Annotated in this window: 15 protein-coding genes and 1 riboswitch; of the genes, 11 read left to right on the top strand and 4 right to left on the bottom strand. The window is 72.5% G+C overall.

Annotation, left to right across the window (positions count from 1 at the left end):
* The first annotated feature begins 52 nt into the window (after positions 1-52).
* Positions 53-1,360 carry a cell division protein PerM gene (locus QMF98_RS13060; RefSeq protein ID WP_337973434.1) on the top strand — a complete coding sequence of 436 codons (1,308 nt, stop codon included), beginning with the start codon at positions 53-55 and terminating at the stop codon, positions 1,358-1,360.
* 24 nt (positions 1,361-1,384) lie between these two features.
* Here QMF98_RS13060 and QMF98_RS13055 read toward each other — a convergent pair whose 3' ends face one another.
* Positions 1,385-1,987: a hypothetical protein gene (locus QMF98_RS13055; protein ID WP_337973433.1), complete on the bottom strand. Its 603-nt coding sequence runs from the start codon at positions 1,985-1,987 to the stop codon at positions 1,385-1,387.
* Between the two features lie 68 nt (positions 1,988-2,055).
* On the opposite strand from QMF98_RS13055, the gene purN reads away from it, so the two are divergent.
* A complete protein-coding gene (gene purN, locus QMF98_RS13050; RefSeq protein WP_490715611.1) occupies positions 2,056-2,754 on the top strand; it encodes a phosphoribosylglycinamide formyltransferase in 699 nt (232 codons plus the stop codon).
* A 3-nt stretch (positions 2,755-2,757) separates the two neighbouring features.
* A riboswitch (ZMP/ZTP riboswitch) is annotated at positions 2,758-2,849 on the top strand.
* Between the two features lie 47 nt (positions 2,850-2,896).
* Positions 2,897-4,525, top strand: a complete 1,629-nt coding sequence (gene purH / locus QMF98_RS13045; RefSeq protein WP_337973432.1) for a bifunctional phosphoribosylaminoimidazolecarboxamide formyltransferase/IMP cyclohydrolase — start codon at positions 2,897-2,899, stop codon at positions 4,523-4,525.
* A gap of 84 nt (positions 4,526-4,609) precedes the next feature.
* On the opposite strand, the gene QMF98_RS13040 is transcribed toward purH, so the two are convergent.
* Complete coding sequence (locus tag QMF98_RS13040; protein WP_337973431.1) at positions 4,610-4,927, bottom strand: DUF3017 domain-containing protein; 318 nt, start codon at positions 4,925-4,927, stop codon at positions 4,610-4,612.
* Between the two features lie 181 nt (positions 4,928-5,108).
* On the opposite strand from QMF98_RS13040, the gene QMF98_RS13035 reads away from it, so the two are divergent.
* Positions 5,109-6,410 (top strand): NAD(P)/FAD-dependent oxidoreductase, encoded by a 1,302-nt coding sequence (locus QMF98_RS13035; RefSeq protein ID WP_337973430.1) that lies wholly within the window; start codon positions 5,109-5,111, stop codon positions 6,408-6,410.
* Between the two features lie 51 nt (positions 6,411-6,461).
* Here QMF98_RS13035 and QMF98_RS13030 read toward each other — a convergent pair whose 3' ends face one another.
* Positions 6,462-7,457 carry an aquaporin gene (locus QMF98_RS13030; RefSeq protein WP_337973429.1) on the bottom strand — a complete coding sequence of 332 codons (996 nt, stop codon included), beginning with the start codon at positions 7,455-7,457 and terminating at the stop codon, positions 6,462-6,464.
* Positions 7,458-7,633: 176 nt separating this feature from the next.
* Between QMF98_RS13030 and QMF98_RS13025 the strand changes: the two genes are divergently transcribed.
* The 4 genes from QMF98_RS13025 to QMF98_RS13010 all read left to right on the top strand — a co-directional run bounded on the left by QMF98_RS13025 (position 7,634) and on the right by QMF98_RS13010 (position 12,119).
* On the top strand, positions 7,634-8,851 hold the full coding sequence (locus tag QMF98_RS13025) for an NADP-dependent isocitrate dehydrogenase (protein ID WP_337973428.1): 1,218 nt from the start codon (positions 7,634-7,636) through the stop codon (positions 8,849-8,851).
* 67 nt (positions 8,852-8,918) lie between these two features.
* Entirely contained in the window at positions 8,919-9,911 is a 993-nt protein-coding gene (locus tag QMF98_RS13020; protein WP_337973427.1) for a malate dehydrogenase, read from the top strand.
* A 169-nt stretch (positions 9,912-10,080) separates the two neighbouring features.
* Positions 10,081-11,271, top strand: a complete 1,191-nt coding sequence (locus QMF98_RS13015) for an ROK family transcriptional regulator (RefSeq protein ID WP_337973426.1) — start codon at positions 10,081-10,083, stop codon at positions 11,269-11,271.
* A 35-nt stretch (positions 11,272-11,306) separates the two neighbouring features.
* Positions 11,307-12,119, top strand: a complete 813-nt coding sequence (locus QMF98_RS13010) for an ATP-binding cassette domain-containing protein (RefSeq protein WP_337973425.1) — start codon at positions 11,307-11,309, stop codon at positions 12,117-12,119.
* A 29-nt stretch (positions 12,120-12,148) separates the two neighbouring features.
* Here QMF98_RS13010 and QMF98_RS13005 read toward each other — a convergent pair whose 3' ends face one another.
* The gene (locus QMF98_RS13005) at positions 12,149-12,430 is read right to left on the bottom strand and encodes a DUF167 domain-containing protein (protein WP_337973424.1); all 282 of its coding nucleotides are present in this window, start codon (positions 12,428-12,430) and stop codon (positions 12,149-12,151) included.
* Between the two features lie 307 nt (positions 12,431-12,737).
* Here QMF98_RS13005 and mmsA point away from each other — a divergent pair, with 307 nt between their 5' ends.
* The 3 genes from mmsA (at position 12,738) to QMF98_RS12990 (ending at position 16,766) form a co-directional block, all read left to right on the top strand.
* On the top strand, positions 12,738-14,285 hold the full coding sequence (mmsA, locus tag QMF98_RS13000) for a multiple monosaccharide ABC transporter ATP-binding protein (protein WP_337973423.1): 1,548 nt from the start codon (positions 12,738-12,740) through the stop codon (positions 14,283-14,285).
* A gap of 29 nt (positions 14,286-14,314) precedes the next feature.
* Positions 14,315-15,595, top strand: coding sequence for a multiple monosaccharide ABC transporter permease (gene mmsB, locus QMF98_RS12995; RefSeq protein WP_337973422.1), 1,281 nt, complete (start codon positions 14,315-14,317; stop codon positions 15,593-15,595).
* A 67-nt stretch (positions 15,596-15,662) separates the two neighbouring features.
* Entirely contained in the window at positions 15,663-16,766 is a 1,104-nt protein-coding gene (locus QMF98_RS12990) for a substrate-binding domain-containing protein (RefSeq protein ID WP_337973421.1), read from the top strand.
* Positions 16,767-16,808 lie beyond the last annotated feature (42 nt).

Here is a 16,808-nt window from a genome sequence, read left to right as displayed (position 1 = left end):
TCGCCGGACGTGCCTGCCGGACGGCACGCGGCGGTCGGCCGACCATGGGCGCGTGAGCCTGCGCACCGACCCCGCCACCCGCCGCCGCGCGCCGCGGACGACCCGCGGACGTGCCGGTGACCTCGCGCTGGCCGTCGATCTCGGCAGCGCGCTCGACGGCGCCCCCCGGTGGGTCGCGGGCGTGCTCGCCGCCCTGCAGGGCGCCCTGCTGTCGTGGCTGGTCATCGTGGTCCCGTCGGTCGCCGCGTTCGTGGCGACCTCGGCCGACCCGGCGAACGACGGCGTGCCCTGGGTGCGTGCCGTCGGGGTCGGCACCGCGGTCTGGCTGCTCGGGCACGGCGTCACGGTCAGCGTCGGGGCGATCACGGTCGGCCTGGTGCCCTTGGGCGTGAGCGCGCTCGCCGTGTACACCTGCCACGCCTCGGCCCGGCGGTCGGGCGCGGCGAGCTGGTCCTCCTCGCTGTCCGGGATGGCGACCTACGTCCTGGTGGTGGCCGGGATGGCCGCGCTGACGCCGGCGGCGCGCGGCGGGCTGCCGCGCGCCCTGCTCGGCGGGGCGGTGGTCGCGCTGCTCGGGCTCGGCACGGGGGTGATGCGCAAGAGCGACGCGCCGACGTGGGCACGGCTCGCGCAGCCGCTGACGCGTCGGCTGCCACCCGTGCTGCGCGCGGCGCTCGGCACGGGCCTGCTCACGGTCGCGCTGCTCGCGGTGGTCTCCAGCCTGGTGACGTGCGGCTGGCTGCTGGACGGGCGGGCCCAGGTCGCGTCCGTCGTCGGCGGGCTGAACCTCGACGTGATCGGCGGCGTCGTGCTCGCCGTGGTCCAGCTCGGCTACCTGCCGAACATGGTGGTCTGGGCCCTGACGTGGGTCTCCGGCGTCGGCTTCTCCGTCGGCGCGGGGTCCCGGTTCGCTCCCGACGCCGTCGTGCCCGGATCGCTCCCGGCGGTCCCGCTGCTCGGCATGCTGCCCGCCGAGACGGTGCACGGAATCGCGGCCACGGTGCTGCCGCTGGTGCTCGCCCTGGTCGGCGTGCTGGCCGGACTGGTGCTGCACCGCCGCTGGTCCGCGCGGCGGTGGTGGCACCCGGCCGCGGCGGCGGGGCTGCTCGCGGGGGTGGTCGCGGTGCTGGTCGCGCTCGTGGTGACGGCGGCGAGCGGGGCCGCGGGCCCGGGCCGGATGGCCGTCGTCGGAGCGGAGGGGTGGCTGGTCGGCCTGCGGGTCGGGTTCTGGGTGTGGGTCGGTGCCGCGGTCACGACGACGCTGAGCGCCCCTGTGGTCCGCACCGCTGTGCGGCACCTGGTGCACCGGCGGGCGGTCGACCCGTGGGTGCCGGACGACACCGAGCTCGGCGGGGCCTGAGCGCTCGCGCTCGGCCGTCGGCCGTCAGGGGAGGTGCACCGACCCCTGCTGCGGCAGGAGCGCCGCGCACGAGTAGTGGGCCTGCACGGTGAGCGCCGACTGCTCGCACGGGTACGAGTCGGCACCGGCGGCCCAGTAGGCGGCCAGCATCAGCGAGACCGCCACGCTGCCGACGCCCACCACCAGCAGCAGGGTGGTCAGCACGGAGGCGGGCCCCCGCACCCGTGCCCGGGACATCAGCAGCATGGTCCGTCCCACCACGCCCGTGCCCAGCAGCGCGAACGGCAGCGCGAGCAGCCCCCAGGGCAGCGGCAGCAGCTGGACCAGCAGCGCCGCGAGCACCAGGGCGGCGCCGAAGCGCATGCCCGCGGCGATCCGCGACAGCTGCGCGGGGCTGACCGGCGGCGGCACCTCCTGCTGACCGGGACCCTGCCCCACGCCAGGCCGGTCGGCGGGACGGACGCCCGGCCACGGTGCCGGTGCCTGCCCGTCGGGGCCGTGGAACGGTCCGCTGGACGGTCCTTTCCCGGGACCGGTCACGCCGTGCCGCCCGTCGGGAGCGCCGCGGTCGGCCGGCGCCTCGTCGCCGCGGGGCCGGTCGTCCGGCGGGGCGTACGGGTTGCTCACACCTCATTGTCCCCCGGGCCGTCGACGGGGACGTCGGGCGTCCGTCGGTGCCCGGTTAGGGTTCCCCCGTGACCGCCGCTCCCGGCCCCACCCCTCCCGGCCCGACCCCGCCCGGCCCGACCCCTCCCGCACCGTCCACCCGCACCGCGGGGCGCGTCGTCGTGCTGGTCTCGGGCACCGGCTCGACGCTCGACGCCCTGCTGGCCGCGCACTCCGACCCGGCGTACGGCGCGCGCGTCGTCGCGGTCGTCTCCGACCGGCACGGCGTCAGGGCGCTCGAGCGCGCGCGGGAGGCCGGGGTGGCCACGGCCGTGGTGGCCCCGGCGGACTTTGCGGACCGTGCGGCGTGGGACCGCGCCCTCGCCGAGACGGTCCGGGTGTTCACCCCGGACCTGGTGGTCCTCGCCGGGTTCATGCGGCTGGTCGGCCAGGCGTTCCTCGCCGAGCACGGTGGCCGGACGCTCAACACGCACCCCGCGCTGCTGCCGGCCTTCCCCGGTGCGCACGCGGTCCGGGACGCCCTCGCGCACGGGGTCAAGGTCAGCGGCTGCTCGGTGATCGTGGTCGACGAGGGCGTCGACTCGGGCCCGATCGTCGCGCAGTCGGCGGTGCCGGTGCTCGAGGGGGACGACGAGGCGACGCTCCACGAGCGCATCAAGACCGTCGAGCGGGAGCTGCTGGTCGACGTCGTGGGGCGGGTGGTCCGGGAGGGACTCAGCGTCGAGGGCCGTCACGTGCGGCTCGGCGGTGCTCCGGTCGCCGGATAGCATGGTCTCGGCCGTGACTGGCGAACCGAGGTGGATCACCACCGGGGAGCGGCCGCACCACCGTCGTCCGTGCACCGTCCGCCTGGGTGCCCGGGTCCGCCCCGCGCCGTGACCGCGGCGCCCCGACCCGGGAGAGTGCTCGATGTCCCAGCAGCCCAGCCAGTCCACCCCCGCAACCTCGACCGGCGACGGTCGCCGCGCCGTCCGCCGCGCGCTCGTCTCCGTCTACGACAAGACGGGCCTCGTCGAGCTCGCCACCGCACTGCACGCGGCCGGGGTCGAGCTGGTGTCCACCGGCTCGACGGCCGCGACCATCGCCGGCGCCGGAATCCCGGTCACCCGCGTCGAGGAGCTGACGGGCTTCCCCGAGTGCCTCGACGGCCGCGTCAAGACCCTGCACCCGCGGGTGCACGCCGGGATCCTCGCCGACACCCGCCGCCCGGAGCACCTGGCCCAGCTCGAGGGCCTCGGCGTGGCTCCGTTCGAGCTGGTGGTCGTCAACCTCTACCCGTTCACCGCGACCGTCGCCTCGGGGGCGTCCGTCGACGAGTGCGTCGAGCAGATCGACATCGGCGGCCCCTCGATGGTCCGGGCCGCCGCGAAGAACCACCCGAGCGTCGCCGTCGTCGTCGACCCGTCCGGCTACCCCGCGGTGGTCGAGGCGGTCGCGGCCGGCGGTTTCACGCTGGCGCAGCGCACCCGGCTCGCCGCGGAGGCGTTCGTGCACACGGCGACCTACGACGTGGCGGTCGCCTCCTGGATGGGCAACGTCGCCACCAGCACCGACGAGGTCGAGGGTGAGCACACCGGCTTCCCGGCATGGGTCGGCGGCACGTGGACGCGCTCGGCGGTGCTCCGGTACGGCGAGAACCCGCACCAGGCGGCGGCGCTGTACACCGCCGGCGACGGTGCGCGGGGGCTGGCCCAGGCGACCCAGCTGCACGGCAAGGCCATGAGCTACAACAACTACGTCGACGCCGACGCGGCCTGGCGTGCGGCGCACGACCACGGCGACCAGCCCACCGTCGCGATCATCAAGCACGCCAACCCGTGCGGCATCGCCGTCGGCACCGACGTGGCGGACGCCCACGCCAAGGCCCACGCGTGCGACCCGGTGTCGGCGTTCGGCGGTGTGATCGCCGCGAACGTGCCGATCACCCTGGCGGCGGCTCAGCAGATCGCGCCGGTGTTCACCGAGGTGGTGCTGGCGCCGGCCTTCGACGACGACGCCCTCGAGCTGCTCTCGCAGAAGAAGAACGTGCGCCTCCTGGTCGTGGACACCCCGCCGGCCGCCCGCCTCGAGCAGCGCTCGATCAGCGGTGGCCTGCTCGTGCAGCGGGCGGACCGGATCGACGCCGCGGGCGACGACCCGACCACGTGGACGCTCGCCGCAGGCGAGGCGGCCGACGACGCCACGCTGGCCGACCTCGCGTTCGCCTGGCGCGCCGTCCGGGCGGTGAAGTCGAACGCGATCCTGCTCGCCGCCGACGGCGCCTCGGTCGGCGTCGGGATGGGGCAGGTCAACCGCGTGGACTCGTGCCGGCTGGCCGTCGAGCGCGCCGACGCGGACGGTCAGGCGCGGGCGCGCGGTTCGGTCGCCGCGTCGGACGCCTTCTTCCCGTTCGCCGACGGCCTCCAGGTGCTGCTGGACGCCGGGGTGCGCGCCGTCGTGCAGCCGGGCGGCTCCGTGCGTGACCCCGAGGTGATCGAGGCGGCGAAGGCGGCCGGCGTCACCCTGTACCTGACCGGGACGCGGCACTTCGCCCACTGACGGGCACCGTCCGGGACCGTGCAGACGGCGGTCCCGGACGAGCCCGTCCCGTGACGGTGCCTGCCGCGGCTGTCGCGGCAGCCGTCAGCGCGCGCTGGGGACGATCGCCGCCAGCACGCCGAGGACCAGGGCGAACGCAGTCAGGGTCAGCACGTCGAGAGCGCGTGAGCGCACGGCCAACGCGTTCGGTCCGGGGGCCGGGCGGACGGCCCGCACGACGGCGCACACCAGCAGGTGCAGCGCGAGCAGACCCGCCGCCGCCCGGGTGCCGAGCAGCAGGGCGCCGACCACCACGAGGGCGACCCCGAGCACCACCAGCAGGACCGAACGCGGCAGGCGAGGCCGGCGCCGGGCGACCAGCGGGACGGCTCCCGTTGCAGGCGAGGGCGAGGACGCAGCCATCGGTGGCACTGCGCCGGGGTTGCTCATCGAGGTGCCGCCTGCGTCGATCCGGGGCCACGTGGACGCGGTGGCGGACGGTGTGCGGGGTGCGCCACCGGAGGTCGGTGCGCCCGTCGGCGCACGACCGACCGCATGCTCAGCGCCCATCCGTGCCTCCCTCTCGGCAGACTACCGTGGCCCGGTGCGCAGCAACCCGGCCGCCCGTGACGTCCTGGTGGTCGGCGCCGGGCTGGCCGCCACGCGCACCGTGGCCGAGCTGCGGACCGCCGGGTTCGACGGCCACATCCACGTGCTCGGCGCCGAGGGTGTGCCGCCGTACGACCGGCCGCCGCTGTCCAAGCACCTGCTCGACCGCACCGCACCCGCCTGGCTGACCGACGAGCTCGGGGTGGACGTCGCGGCCCTGGCCGACCGCGTCGAGCTGGACCGACCCGCGCGCGCCCTGCTGCTCGACGAGCCCGGACGGCCCGGTGTCGCCACGGACACCGGCGCGGTGCGCGCCGACCACGTCGTGCTCGCGACCGGCGCCCATGCCGTCCGCCCTCCGGCCTGGCCCTCCGCCCGCACGCTGCACACCACAGCCGACGCCGACCGGCTGCGGGCCGCGCTCGCGGCCGGTGGGCCGCTGGTGGTGATCGGCGCGGGCTGGATCGGTGCCGAGGTGGCCGGTGTGGTCGCGGCGAGCGGCAGCCCCGTGACCGTCGTCGAGGCGGCGGGCGCGCCGCTGAGCACCGCGCTGGGCAGCCGGGTCGGTGCGCTGACGGCGCCCTGGTACGCGGCGGCCGGCGTCGAGCTGCTGACCGGCGCGCCCGTCGCTGCCGTGGAGGACGGCGGCGTCCGGCTGGCCGACGGTCGACGGCTGCCTGCGGCCACGGTGCTGGCCGCGGTGGGCGCCCGCCCGGCGACCGGCTGGCTGGGGGACACCCTGCCGCGGGACGCGTCCGGTGCCGTCCGGGTCGACGAACGGTACCGGGTGCTGGCGGGTCGCCGGCCCGTCCCGGGCGTCTGGGCTGTCGGCGACGTGGCGGTGCGTCGGTCGGCCCGGCACGGCTGGGTCGCGGGCGGGCACTGGGAGGCGGCGCTGCGCGGACCAGAGGCGCTGGCGCACCACCTGGTCACGCTGGACGACCCCGTGCTGACCGACCCCGTGCTGGCCGACCCCGTGCTGGCCGACCCCGTGCTGGCCGACCCCGCGCCCGAGGTGTTCTCCACCCAGCTCGGCCACGACCTGGTGCTGCTCGGTCAGCCGGGCGCCGCCGACGAGGTCGTGGTCCGCGGCGACCCCACGGCGTCCGCCGGCTGGAGCGTCCTCTGGCTCGCCGGCGACCGTGTCACCGCAGTCCTGGTCGTCGACCGTCACCGCGAGGTCGGTGCGGCGCGCCGCGCGTTCACCGGTGCGAGCCTGCCGCGCGTCGACGTCGCGGCCGCCGCGGACCCGGACGTGCCGCTGCGCACCCTGCTCAGCGCGACGCCCGCCGGCTGAGCTCCCGGAGCGGGAGGCAGACGGCGGGCGTCGACGGGGTGCGAAGGTGCCTTACTGCACGACGAGGATCTCTTCCTCGTCCTCCTCGCCGAACAGGTCGTCCTCGATCGGCTCGCGCGCGAAGGCCCGGTACAGCAGGCCGGACACGGCGGCACCGAGCAGCGGAGCCACCCAGAACAGCCAGACCTGCTTGAGCGCCCAGCCCTCGGAGAAGATCGCCGTCGCGAGCGACCGCGCCGGGTTCACCGACGCGTTGGTGATCGGCAGCAGCACCAGGATGACGGCGGACAGCGTCAGACCCACCGCGAACGGGACGTGCTGCAGGTTGGCGCGACGGTCCGTAGCGCCGAGGATCACCGCGACGAAGATCGCCGTGCCGACCGCCTCGGCCAGCAGCGCGGCGCCGACTCCGAACGTGACGTCGGACGTGATCTGGTTCTGCGCCAGCACGTGCGCCAGCGGGGAGTGGGTGCCGTAGCCGGTGGAGACCGTGCTGAACAGGGCGCGGACGCCGCCGGACTGGTGCCCCAGGATCTGCGGCAGACCGCTCGGCACCGTCAGGAACAGCACGGCCGCACCGAGCGCGCCGCCGACCACCTGGGCCAGCCAGTAGGGCAGCACGTCGGCCCAGCGGGTGCGGCCGGCCACCGCCGCGCCGAGGGTCACCGCGGGGTTGAAGTGCCCGCCGGAGACCCGGCCGAACGCGATGATGCCCGCCAGCACGGCGATGCCGAAGGCCAGCGCGACCGCCAGGGTGCCGCCGACGCCGCTGAAGGCGGAGTACAGGGCGACGCCGACGCCGGCGAACACCAGCACGAACGTGCCGAGCGCCTCGGCGCCGAGCTTGGCGGCCAGCGAGGGTCCTTCGACGTAGGTCTCGACGTCCTCGTCGAGCACCAGCTCGCCCTCGGCGGTGACGTCGGCCAGCTCCTCGGGCTCCGACACGGGCTCGGGGTGGGTGCCGGCCGGGACGGCCTCGGTCTCGACGGGTGCGTCGGACGCGGTCGCCGCCGTGATGTCGGCGGGGTCGGGCTTCTGCTGGGACATGGTCGTCCTGTCGTGAGTACGGGTGGAGATCGGGGATCGGCCCCCAGCATGCCAGCCGCTGCTGTGGCGCGTCGGAGGCCGGCGCCGGGACCCGCGCCGCGAGATCTCTCGATGTCGAGTAATCTGGCGCGCGGCACCCAGCCGTGCCGGCCCCGGCCCACAGGAGAGCCCGCATCATGGCGAAGATCAGCGTCGTCGGTCCGGTCGTCGAGCTCGACGGCGACGAGATGACCCGGATCATCTGGCAGTTCATCAAGGACCGTCTGATCCACCCGTACCTGGACGTCGACCTCCTCTACTACGACCTGTCGATCCAGCACCGGGACGCCACGGACGACCAGGTGACCATCGACGCGGCCCACGCGATCGCGGAGCACGGCGTCGGCGTGAAGTGCGCGACGATCACGCCCGACGAGGCGCGGGTCGCCGAGTTCGGCCTGAAGAAGATGTGGAAGAGCCCCAACGGGACCATCCGCAACATCCTCGGCGGCGTCGTCTTCCGCGAGCCGATCATCATCAGCAACATCCCGCGCCTGGTGCCGGGCTGGACCAAGCCGATCGTCATCGGCCGTCACGCCTTCGGCGACCAGTACCGCGCCACGGACTTCGTCGTCCCTGGCGCCGGCACGCTGACGATGACCTTCACCCCGGCGGACGGCTCCGCGCCGATCAGCCACGACGTCGTCGTCTACCCCGAGGCCGGCGGCGTGGCGATGGGCATGTACAACTTCACCGAGTCGATCAAGGACTTCGCGCGGGCCTCGTTCGCGTACGGCCTGCAGCGCGGCTACCCGGTGTACCTGTCGACCAAGAACACGATCCTCAAGGCGTACGACGGTCAGTTCAAGGACCTGTTCGCCGAGGTGTTCGAGACCGAGTACAAGGCGCAGTTCGACGCCGCCGGCCTCACCTACGAGCACCGCCTGATCGACGACATGGTCGCCTCGGCCCTGAAGTGGGAGGGCGGCTACGTCTGGGCCTGCAAGAACTACGACGGCGACGTGCAGTCCGACACCGTCGCGCAGGGCTTCGGCTCGCTCGGCCTGATGACCAGCGTGCTGATGACGCCCGACGGCAAGACGGTCGAGGCGGAGGCCGCGCACGGCACCGTCACCCGGCACTACCGCCAGCACCAGGCCGGCAAGCCGACGTCGACCAACCCGATCGCCTCGATCTACGCGTGGACCGGCGGCCTCAAGCACCGCGGCGCGCTCGACGGCACGCCCGAGGTGACGCGCTTCGCGGAGACCCTCGAGGACGTCGTCATCAAGACCGTCGAGTCGGGCGCGATGACCAAGGACCTCGCCTCGCTCGTCGGGCCGAAGCAGCCCTGGCTGACCACCGAGGAGTTCCTCGCCCAGCTCGACGAGAACCTCGCCGCTCGCCTCGCCTGAGGCGTCCGGCACCAGCAGCACCACCCGGCGGCCGGCCGCCGCGCGATCGATTCGAAGGAGAACGAACGTGTCCGCACCCACCCCCGTGCACGTGACGGTGACCGGCGCGGCCGGCCAGATCGGCTACGCGCTGCTGTTCCGGATCGCCTCCGGCCAGCTGCTCGGCCCGCACACACCCGTCCGGCTGCACCTGCTGGAGATCCCGCAGGCCGTCAAGGCCGCCGAGGGCGTCGCGCTCGAGCTGGAGGACTGCGCGTTCCCGCTGCTCGCCGGCACGGACATCCACGACGACGCGACGGCCGCGTTCGACGGCGTCCAGGTGGCGCTGCTCGTCGGCGCCCGCCCGCGGACCGCGGGCATGGAGCGCGGCGACCTGCTCACCGCGAACGGCGGGATCTTCGGACCGCAGGGTGCCGCGATCAACGCCGGTGCGGCGGACGACGTGCGCGTCCTCGTCGTCGGCAACCCCGCGAACACCAACGCGTACATCGCGCAGCAGCACGCGCCCGACGTCCCGGCCGACCGCTTCACCGCGATGACGCGTCTGGACCACAACCGCGCGGTCGCGCAGCTCGCCGCCCGCACCGGCGCAGCGGTGTCCGACGTCACCCGGCTGACCATCTGGGGCAACCACTCCGCCACCCAGTACCCGGACATCACGCAGGCGACCATCGGCGGCCGCCCGGCTCCCGAGGTGGTCGGCGACGAGACCTGGGTCCGCGAGACGTTCATCCCGACGGTGGCCAAGCGCGGTGCGGCGATCATCGAGGCGCGCGGCGCCTCGTCGGCGGCGTCGGCCGCGAACGCCGCGATCGACCACGTCCACACCTGGGTGCACGGCACCCCGGCGGGGGACTGGACCTCGGCCGGCGTGGTGTCCGACGGCTCCTACGGCGTCCCCGAGGGGCTGGTCTCCTCGTTCCCCGTCACGGCGGCCGACGGACGCTTCACCATCGTGCCTGACCTGCAGCTCGACGCCTTCTCGCGGGAGCGGCTCGCCGCCTCGGTCGCCGAGCTGGAGGAGGAGCGGGCCCAGGTCCGCGCCCTCGGCCTGGTCTGATCCGCACCGCCCTCGTCCCCACCTCGCCCCGGTCGGCCGCCGCGCCTGCCGGGGCGAGGTCTTGACGATCGGTGGTTTGATTCACCCAGAAACCGCCCGGGCAGGCCCGGTGCGCCGACGAACCGGCGCCGCCTCCGGCGCGGCGCGGCGCGGCGGGAGGGCGAGGACGATGTCGGGGTCGCAGTCCGCCCTGCGAGGGGCGAACCGCGCGCTGATCGTCGACGCCGTCCGTCGTTTCGGCGGCCTGACCCAGGTGGAGCTCGCCGGCACCACCGGGTTGTCCGCCGCGACGGTGTCCAACATCGTCAAGGAGCTGCTGGGGGCCGGCGTCGTCGAGGTCCGCACCACGGTCCGCAGCGGTCGCCGTGCCCAGCTCGTCACGCTCGCGCACCGCACCGGAGTGGCTGTCGGCGTCCACATCGGCTTGCGGCACCTGCGCATCTCGCTGGCGGACGCCTCCCACGAGGTGCTGGCGGACCAGACGCTGCCGTTGCCGCCCGAGCACCGTGCGGACACCAGCCTGGACCGCGCCGCCCTGCTGATCGTCGACCTGCTCGAGCGCGTCGGGTCCGCCCTGGACGAGGTGCTCGGCATCGGCATCGCCCTCCCGGCGCCGGTCGACGTCGCCACCGGCACCATCTCCGTCCCCGGCATCATGCGCGGCTGGGACGACGTGTCCGTGGGCTACGTGATGTCCAAGCGGCTGAACCGACCGGTGTTCGTGGACAACGACGCCAACCTGGGCGCTCTGGCCGAGAGCCGCATCGGCGCCTCCCGCGGCTACCAGGACTCGGTGTACGTGCGTGCCTCGTACGGCGTCGGCGGCGGCATCGTCATCGGCGGCCAGGTCCACCGCGGGTTCGCCGGCACGGCGGGGGAGATCGGCCACGTGCAGGTCGACGCGGGCGGCGACATCTGCCTGTGCGGCAGCCGCGGGTGCCTCAACACGGTGGTCGGCGCGCAGGCGCTGCTCGCCCCGCTGCGCGCGAGCCACGGCACGCTGGCGCTCCGCGACGTGATCGCCCAGGCGTTGAGCGGCGACCCCGGCTGCCGCCAGATCGTCGCCGACGCCGGTGCCACCATCGGCGCCGTCGTCGCCGGGCTCGGCATGGCCGTCAACCCGCAGTGCGTCGTGGTCGGTGGCGAGCTGGCCGAGACGGGGGAGATCCTGCTCGGACCCATGCGCGAGGCGATCCGCCGCCGGGTGCTGCTGAACCAGATCGCACCTCTCGAGGTGGTCCCTGCCGACCTCGGCGCCAACGCCGAGGTGATGGGTGCCCTCCTGCTCGTGCTGTCGTCGACCGATCTGTTGGTGAGGGCGGTCGAGGACGAGCCGGTCGGACGCTGGGGGGTTGGTTGACTGTGGACGTCCGCACCGATTCACTGACGGGACGCATGACCGACGAGGAGCAGGAGAGCATGACGGCGACGACGCCCGACATCCGCCCGCCCCTGCTGTCGATGCAGGGAGTGACCAAGCGGTTCGGTGCCGTCGAGGCCCTGATCGGCGTCGACTTCGAGGTGCACGCGCACGAGGTCGTCGCGCTCGTCGGCGACAACGGTGCGGGCAAGTCGACCCTGGCGAAGGTCATCGCCGGTGTGCTGCGTCCCGACGCCGGCCTGGTCGAGCTCGACGGCGAGCCGGCCAGCATCACCTCCGCCAAGGCGGCCCGCGAGCTCGGGATCGCCACGGTGTTCCAGGACCTCGCGTTGTGCGAGAACCTCGACGTGACGGCCAACATCTTCCTGGGCCAGGAGGTGCGCGCGTCCGGCGGCTGGCTGGCCGAGGAGCGCATGGAGCAGACGGCTCGGCGCATCCTGCAGCAGATCACCGCCGGCATCCCGTCGGTGCACTCGCCGCTGCGCACGCTGTCGGGCGGCCAGCGCCAGGCCGTCGCCATCGCGCGGACGCTGGTCGGTCAGCCCCGGCTCGTCGTGCTCGACGAGCCGACCGCGGCACTGTCCGTCGCGCAGACCGCCGAGGTGCTGACGCACATCGAGAGGCTGCGCGACCTGGGCCTCGGCGTCGTGCTGATCAGCCACAACATGACGGACGTCCGCTCGGTGTCGGACCGCATCGAGGTCCTGCGCCACGGGCGCAACAACGGCTCCTTCGACACGGCGACCACCAGCTACGAGGCGATCATCGCCGCGATCACCGGTGCCTCGTCGAACCGGCCGGTGTCTCACCTGCGCTCCGTCATCTAGCCGCAGGCCGTCCCCCGAGGGCTGAACGGTCAGCGAGCCGACCGCAGCCGGTCGACGAGCTCGAGCAGGTCGGCCTCCTCCTGCGCGTCGTGGGTCTCGACCTCCACGAGCTTGTCGCGGCTCGTGGCCCCGCGCACCAGGCGCACCCTGCGGGTGGGGACGCCCAGGGCGTCGGCGACGGCGCCGAGGGCGGCATCCGTCGCCTTGCCGTCGACCGCGCGCTCGTGCACGGCCACCACGAGGCGACCCGCGTGCTCGCCCCCGACGCCCGCCCGGGACGACCCAGGGCGCACGCGGATCTCCAGACGCATGACCCAGATGGTGCCGCACGGAGGCCGCGGCGGGTGAACTTCCCGGCCCGTTCCTAGCGTTCAAGAAGTGATGACAAGAAGCGAGCCGCCCCCTGTACTGCGTGAAGTCGGGCGGATCCGGACGTGAAGACTCGGGCGGAGTCGGGGCGGGCCGATGGCAACGGATGCCAATGTCACGGCGAGGTCACGATGCGGTGAGGGTACGGACACGGCCTTGCGTTCATGAGTTGACGCGATGGGGTGCCCTGCCTAGTGTCTGTCCGGACCCGCGGGGTCGCGGTGTGCAGTGTGGCACGAGGAGCGTGAAATGACGGACGGCCCAGTCATCCTGGAGATGCGGTCGATCACCAAGGTGTTCCCGGGGGTCCGGGCCCTGGACCGGGTGAGCATGCAGGTTCGTGCCGGGGAGATCCACGCGATCTGCGGGGAGAACGGTGCGGGCAAGTCGACGTTGATGAAGGTGCTCTCGGGGGTGTACCCCTACGGCACCTACGAGGGTGAGATCAACTACCTCGGCGAAGAGGTCCGCTTCAAGGACATCAAGTCCAGCGAGCACGCCGGGATCGTGATCATCCACCAGGAGCTCGCGCTCATCCCCGAGCTCTCGATCACCGAGAACATCTTCCTGGGCAACGAGGTCAAGGGCTCGCTCGGCATCGACTGGGCCGAGGCCCGTCGCCGCGCGGTCGACCTGCTGGCGCGCGTCGGCCTGGACGAGTCGCCCGACGAGGTGATCAAGAACATCGGCGTGGGCAAGCAGCAGCTCGTCGAGATCGCCAAGGCGCTCTCCAAGAACGTGAAGCTGCTCATCCTCGACGAGCCGACGTCGGCACTGAACGAGGACGATTCGGCGCACCTGCTGGACCTGCTCCGGGGCCTGCGCTCCCGTGGCCTGACCAGCATCATGATCTCCCACAAGCTCAACGAGATCGCGGCGATCGCCGACTCGATCACGATCATCCGTGACGGCAAGTCGGTCGAGACGCTGGACGTCGGTGCCGGTGGCGTCGACGAGGACCGGATCATCCGTGGCATGGTCGGCCGTTCTCTCGAGGCGCGGTTCCCCGAGCACACGCCGAACATCGGCGCCACCTTCTTCGAGGTGAAGGACTGGACCGTCGAGCACCCGCAGGTGCCCGGCCGGCTGGTCTGCAAGGGCTCGAACTTCCACGTCCGCCGGGGCGAGATCGTCGGCTTCGCCGGCATCATGGGCGCCGGCCGCACCGAGCTCGCTCGGTCGCTGTTCGGCCGTTCCTACGGGCGCTACCTCGGCGGTCAGATCTTCATCGAGGGCCGTCCCGTGTCGATCCACACGGTGCAGCAGGCGATCGACCACAAGGTCGCCTACGTCCCGGAGGACCGCAAGGCGCTCGGCCTGAACCTGCTCGACACCATCCAGGACACCGTCGTGGCGGCGGACCTGCGGCGCATCTCCAAGCGCTCGGTGATCGACGCGGACGCGGCGTACCTGGCGGCGGAGCGGTACCGCAAGGCGCTGAACGTCAAGGCGAACTCCGTGACGGAGGGTGTGGTCAAGCTCTCCGGCGGCAACCAGCAGAAGGTGCTGCTCGGCAAGTGGATGTTCCCGGAGCCGGACCTGCTGATCCTGGACGAGCCGACCCGAGGCATCGACGTCGGTGCGAAGTTCGAGATCTACGGCCTGATCAACCGCCTCGCCGACGCAGGCAAGGGCGTGGTCGTCATCTCGTCCGAGCTGCCTGAGCTGCTCGGCCTCTGCGACCGCATCTACACGATCTTCGAGGGCGCCATCACCGGCGTCGTCGACCGGGCGGATGCCACGCAGGAGTCCCTCATGCGCCTCATGACCGGCGCGGCTTCGGCCGCCACCCACTGAAGCCCTACCGGCACGAAGGAATCTCGACGATGAAGTCTCTCAAGCAGCTGTTCAGCGGCGGCGCGCGCCAGTTCGGAATGGTGTTCGCGCTCGCGGCGCTGATCGCGATCTTCCAGTTCACGACGGGTGGCAAGGTCCTCACGTCGACCAACGCCCAGAACATCATCAACGGCAACGCCTACGTGCTGATCCTGGCCATCGGCATGGTGCTGGTGATCATCGCCGGGCACATCGACCTGTCGGTCGGGTCGGTCGCGGCGGTCGTGGGCATCGTGGTGGCGCTCGCGATCCGCGACTGGGGCATCCCGTGGTGGCTCGGGGTGATCCTCGGCCTGGCGGTCGGCGCCCTGATCGGTGCCTGGCAGGGCGCCTGGGTCGCCTACGTCGGCATCCCCGGCTTCATCACCACGCTGGCCGGCATGATGCTGTTCCGCGGCGCCAACCAGTACATCGGCAAGTCGAACACCATCCCGGTGCCCAACCAGATCCAGTACCTCGGCGCCGGCTACCTGCCCGAGTGGGGCCCCAACACCGGTCTGAACAACTCGACGCTGCTGCTCGGCGTGCTCGCGATCGTGTTCACCGTCTGGGTGGAGTTCCGTCGGCGCAGCAAGGCCGCCAAGCTCAACGGCGCCCAGATGCCGGTCATGGTGTCGGTCATCCGGACCGTGCTCATCGTGGCCCTGCTCGGCTACGTGACCTGGCTGTTCGGCTCCGGCCGCCCCGGCACGTCCTTCCCGGTCTCCGGCGTCATCCTCGTGGTGCTGGTGATCGTCTACCACTTCATCTCGGCGCGAACCATCACCGGTCGCCACGTGTACGCGGTCGGTGGCAACCGGGCCGCAGCGGCCCTGTCCGGCGTCAACATCAAGCGGACCAACTTCGTCGTGATGATGAACATGTCCCTGCTGTCCGCCCTGGCCGGCATCGTGTTCATCGGTCGCTCCACCGCCTCGGGCCCGTTCGACGGCACCGGCTGGGAGCTCGACGCGATCGCCGCCGTGTTCATCGGTGGTGCGGCGGTCTCCGGCGGTGTCGGCACCGTCGTCGGGTCGATGATCGGTGGTCTTGTGATGGCCGTGCTGAACAACGGCCTGCAGCTGATGGGTGTCGGCTCCGACCGCACGCAGATCATCAAGGGCCTGGTGCTGCTCGCCGCTGTGGCGTTCGACGTCTACAACAAGGTCCAGGGTCGCCCGTCGATCATCGGCACCCTCTTCCGCAACCGGCGCAACGACATCGTCTCGCCCGGAACCTCCGAGCAGCCCTCCGTGCCGGTCAGCGCCGGCGAGACCGCCGCTCGGGGCTAGTCCTCCACAGATTTCCGCTGTTACACCCGCACCCAATGACGGGTGCCCGACAAGAAAGCGATATCCCATGAAGAAGTTCGCAGTCGCGGCCATCGCGGTCGGCGCCGCCGGGGCCTTGGTGCTCACCGGTTGCTCGTCCAACTCGCGTTCCACCGCGGCCTCCTCGGCCGGCTCCAGCGCCGCTGCCAAGGGCTTCGCTGCCGACGCGACCATCGGTGTCGCCCTGCCGCAGAAGACCTCGGAGAACTGGGTCCTCGCCGAGAGCCTGTTCAACGACGACCTCAAGGCCGCCGGCTTCAAGCCGCTCGTCCAGTTCGCCAACGGCGGTGTGACCGAGCAGCAGAACCAGATCTCCTCGATGGTCGAGCAGAAGGCCAAGGTCATCGTCGTCGGCGCCATCGACGGTTCGCAGCTCGGCAGCCAGCTGAAGGACGCCAAGTCCTCCGGCGCGACGATCATCGCCTACGACCGCCTGCTGAAGAACACCGACGCGGTGGACCTGTACATCGCGTTCGACAACTACAAGGTCGGCCAGCTGCAGGGCCAGGCCCTGCTGGACGGCCTCAAGGCGCGCAAGGGCAACGGCCCCTACAACATCGAGCTCATCGCCGGTTCGCCCGACGACGCGAACTCCGCCCCGTTCTTCAACGGTGCGATGTCCGTGCTCGAGCCGAAGATCAAGGACGGCACGCTCGTCGTGCCCTCCGGCCAGACCACGATCGAGCAGGTCTCGACCCAGGGCTGGAAGGCTGAGAACGCCCAGAAGCGCATGGACACGATCCTGGCGGGCACCTACACGGACAAGAAGCTCGACGGCATCCTGTCCCCGAACGACACCCTCGGCCGCGCTGCGATGACCTCGGTCAAGCAGGCCGGCAAGGACCTGCCGGTCGTCACCGGTCAGGACTCTGAGGTCGAGTCCGTGAAGTCCATCATGGCTGGTGAGCAGTACTCCACCATCTACAAGGACACCCGCGAGCTGGTCAAGCAGACGGTCCAGACGATCAAGGACCTGCAGGCCGGCAAGGACGCTCAGGTGAACGACACCAAGTCCTACAACAACGGTGTCAAGGTCGTCCCGGCCTACCTGCTGACCCCGGTCATCGTGACCAAGGCGAACGCGGCCCAGGTCTACGCGAACGACCCGACGCTGGCCCCGCTGACCAAGTAGTCCCGTCAGCACAGCACGCACGAGGGCCCCGCACCGGAAGGT

This window comes from Cellulomonas sp. NTE-D12, assembly GCF_027923705.1.
GTDB lineage: Bacteria > Actinomycetota > Actinomycetes > Actinomycetales > Cellulomonadaceae > Cellulomonas.
The sequence above is the reverse complement of the archived record's forward strand: the minus strand, read 5'-3'. Positions and strand labels throughout refer to the sequence as shown.